The sequence below is a fragment of the bacterium genome (genome assembly GCA_030019025.1).
GTDB lineage: Bacteria > Hydrothermota > Hydrothermia > UBA1063 > UBA1063 > UBA1063.
In genome coordinates, this window is record JASEFR010000049.1 from 1 (window position 1) to 3,461 (window position 3,461).

General features: G+C 35.1%; 4 protein-coding genes. 3 read left to right on the forward strand and 1 reads right to left on the reverse strand.

Annotated elements, in window-relative coordinates:
* The 3 genes from QMD82_08515 to QMD82_08525 form a co-directional block, all read left to right on the forward strand.
* A partial coding sequence (locus tag QMD82_08515) for a hypothetical protein (protein ID MDI6851955.1) occupies window positions 1-1,491 on the forward strand: 1,491 nt, incomplete at its 5' end.
* Window positions 1,492-1,493: 2 nt separating this feature from the next.
* Complete coding sequence (locus QMD82_08520; protein MDI6851956.1) at window positions 1,494-2,495, forward strand: hypothetical protein; 1,002 nt, start codon at window positions 1,494-1,496, stop codon at window positions 2,493-2,495.
* Window positions 2,492-3,193 (forward strand): hypothetical protein, encoded by a 702-nt coding sequence (locus QMD82_08525; protein MDI6851957.1) that lies wholly within the window; start codon window positions 2,492-2,494, stop codon window positions 3,191-3,193. Before QMD82_08520 ends, QMD82_08525 begins: the two co-directional genes overlap by 4 nt.
* A 54-nt stretch (window positions 3,194-3,247) precedes the next feature.
* Here QMD82_08525 and QMD82_08530 read toward each other — a convergent pair.
* A partial coding sequence (locus QMD82_08530) for a hypothetical protein (protein ID MDI6851958.1) occupies window positions 3,248-3,461 on the reverse strand: 214 nt, incomplete at its 5' end.

A 3,461-nucleotide genomic window follows, 5' to 3' on the forward strand; every position in this document is an offset into this window, starting at 1 on the left:
GAAGGACACAGAGGTTCTGGCAAGTCTATGATATTACTATATCTTTCATATCCAATCCGGCAATTGCTCGGTAGAGAGCCAGAGTTTGTTGGATTATATATAAAACTCGATTTGCCATTGTTTGCAACAACTCGAAGAAGAGGCGAAAATAGAGATGAGTGGATGGATTACTTTTTAAACTACTTCAATTTGATTGTAGCAGAAGAATTAATAAAAATGTTAGACGAGTGTATTTCCAAACAATGGGTAAGAGTGGGGAATGTTGAGAAATTATTGGACAAACTGATGCGGTTGTTTCCCATTTCAGGAGGCGAGAATGTAGAAACGCTAATAGATTTAGCAGATTTAATTCATGAAAAAAGAAGTGAATTTGCAGGACCTCCTCCAAGACCGTTTATTAGGATTACTTCTGACTTGATAAAAGAACTGATTGAAAGAATAAGAAGATATGTACCAGCCTGGGAGAAAAAACCTTTTTACATACTATTGGATGAGTACGAAAGATTAGACGAAGATCAGCAAAAAGTGGTCAATCTCCTTTTAGCAAGTCGTGGCCCAAGCTATCGTGAAAAAATATACTTTAAGATAGCAACGAAGTCATTTATGTCAACTCAAGAGGATATAGATGGTAATCAGATAGAGCCAGGTGACGACTTCAGTCCAGTTTGTCTTGACAGATTTGATTTACATGAAGAAAGGAAACATGCTTTTTATCTAAAATTCATTGAAGATCTTGCAAACTGGAGACTTAAAAGAATCTGGAATTACAAAATTTCTATAAGAGATTTATTACCTGTCTCGGCATCATCAGAGGGGGATTATTCGGGTTTTGAAAATATTGTTGCATTATCTTCCTTTCTTCCAAGGGACTTTTTAGAACTTTGCAAAGATATGGTTTTTTATGCTTATCCAAATCTTTTAATTGAACCAAAAAGAGAAAAATTAGACCCCCTCAGTCCCAACCTGCAAAATACGGTAATCAAAATCCATGCTGATAATTTATTTGAAAGCCTCAACAGAATAATGGATGAAGAGGAGAGACCTTTACCAAGAACAAGAAGCCAAAATGCACGACGTTTGATCGAAAGCTGGGGGAAAATATTTAAAAGAATTTTAATTGGATCTCGGAGTAAAGAAAAAAGAACAGTTTCTGAATTTCAAATAAGAGATGCATCGAAGTTAAATATTAGAGCATTAAATGCTCTAAGCGATTGTACTAAGACACGTACATTGAGAGTTCCATTGACAAAGCGGAATCCACAAATTAGAGACAATATTGCTGCTGATAGGTATGAGCTTCATAGGTTACTATGTGCACGCTTTGGCCTTTCATTAGCTCGAAGATGGCCTAAAGAAGTAAATGCCGAATGGCTCAACGAACTAATTGATAGTGAAAATCCTGAGGAAATAATTGATGAATTGACCAAATATTTCGTTAAGGATAGAGAATTCCCTGTTAGAGGGCTTACTCTTTTTGATTATGGTGAATAAACATGAACAATGATACTCTTCCAATAGGTAAAGCAGTTCCACTTGCTGAATATTCTCCTAAATCCACGAATGAGATTGTATTTTTATTCGCAATAAGTTACGAGGAGAGAGGATTTGAGTCTCTTAAAAGAACTACTCAAAAGTTTAAAATAAGAAAGGCTTTAATCTTTCAGTTTAATGTCAAAGATTACTTAACTCATGAAAACTTAGAGTGCTGGGAGGAAGAAAAGCAAAAGGTTCTATCTTTCTTGAAGGAAAAAGATATAATCTTCGAACTTTTAGATGTCTATGACGATGATTTTAAAGAGATTTTAAAAAATATTAAAAAAGAAATCTCTGAAAATGATACTGTAGTTATCGACATAACTACTTTCCCTAAGAATTACATTTTGAAGTTTTGCCAAGAATTAGAGGATTACAATACGGTCTACCAATATACCTTGGGTGAAAGATACTTAGAACCTACGGAGGAAGAGAAAAGAGTGGGAGTATCGAAAATAATTCCCATAGATGGGTTTGAGGGGGACATTGAGATAAATGGAGATACACTTCTTGCATTAATTTTAGGATTTGAAAGTAATCGAGCATTAGCTTTTTTGAATGAATTCCCTTCTGGTAAAACTTTAGCGTTAATTGGAGCACCCGGTATAGGGATCAGAGAAGAGAATGAAGAAGATAAAAAGTATCTCGAAGAGGCCCGACAGTCAAATAAACATCTATTAAATAATAGTTTTGTGAGACAGATAAAAGTTAATAGTTTGGGTCCTTTTCTTTTTTATCAGCAATTAAAAGATGCTATCGCATCAAATGTGGAAGGCCCCAAACCAGTAAATATAGTCATCGCTCCCATTGGAACAAAGGCTCAAACTTTAGGGTTATATTTATATTGGAAAAGTAATCCTAAAGTTCAAATTCTTTATCCTATTCCCAATCGAAGACCAAAAGTAGCATTAAAAACCGGAGAAACTTTTATTTATCGCTTATCAATAGGAGACTCTTTATGAGAGGAAAACTCATCCCCTTTTTTGTTGCCGATAGACCTGCAAGCTTGCTTATCCTTAAAGGGGTTATGTTAAAGCATCCGGATGTTAAGGTCGGCGTTATGACACATGCCCTTACTACTAAGAATTTTATACAGGTGTTTAGTAAATTCCCCTATAAACTTAACCTGCTATACGAGAGCGCATATTTTTTAGATAAAGAGGATATTCTTGCCAAGAACTTAATAAAAATTGCAGATTCTGGTGTTTTTACTCGAAATGGATGTACAATTGCTTATAACGAATTATTTGAGAGGTATAATTGGTTAGGCGTAGAATTTGGCGTAATAATAGATGTTCTGAAGGATTATAAGGAGACAATTCAGAGCGCTATGAAAGGCTTGAAAATTTACACGGAGAACAAACACAAATATCACTTTAAGCTCATAGCTGTTGCTCAGGGTAAAACAATGGAGGAATATCTAAAATGCTATGAGAAATTACAGCAACAGTTTGAATATGTAGCTGTAGGAGGTTTATTAAAGAAAAGCGAAAACAGTGCGAGATATGTGAGAGTCCAAGATGAACAGTTTATGTATGATGTTTTAACAGCGATTAAAAGGGATTATTCACCTGAATGGCTTTTCGCTTTGGGTTGTTACCATCGGGTGCATTACCTGATTCTTACAACCAGGATTTCTAAAATTTTTCAGTATCATTAATCCATTGTTACGATGTAACGCCTTATGGTAACCCTTATTTTTGCCCGAGGCAGTCTACAAGAGCCCCTTTCTCATTTTAATAGCTAATTCACGCACTTTCTCAAAGTCCTTATCCTTTTGCGATTTGAAAAATGCATGCAATATTATTCGCACGACTTCGGATTTTGTCAGTTCAATGTCTTTTGAGTTATTCGTTATGTATTCTATGCGCTCTGCTATATACTCATCAACCCTTGTTAGTATTACTTTATCCCTTTTCATTGAGTGT

What these genes read in the sequence shown, in the direction of transcription:
- QMD82_08520 (MDI6851956.1), top strand. Translation starts at nt 1,494, where the DNA reads ATGAACAATGATACTCTTCCAATAGGTAAAGCAGTTCCACTTGCTGAA.
- QMD82_08525 (MDI6851957.1), top strand. Translation starts at nt 2,492, where the DNA reads ATGAGAGGAAAACTCATCCCCTTTTTTGTTGCCGATAGACCTGCAAGC.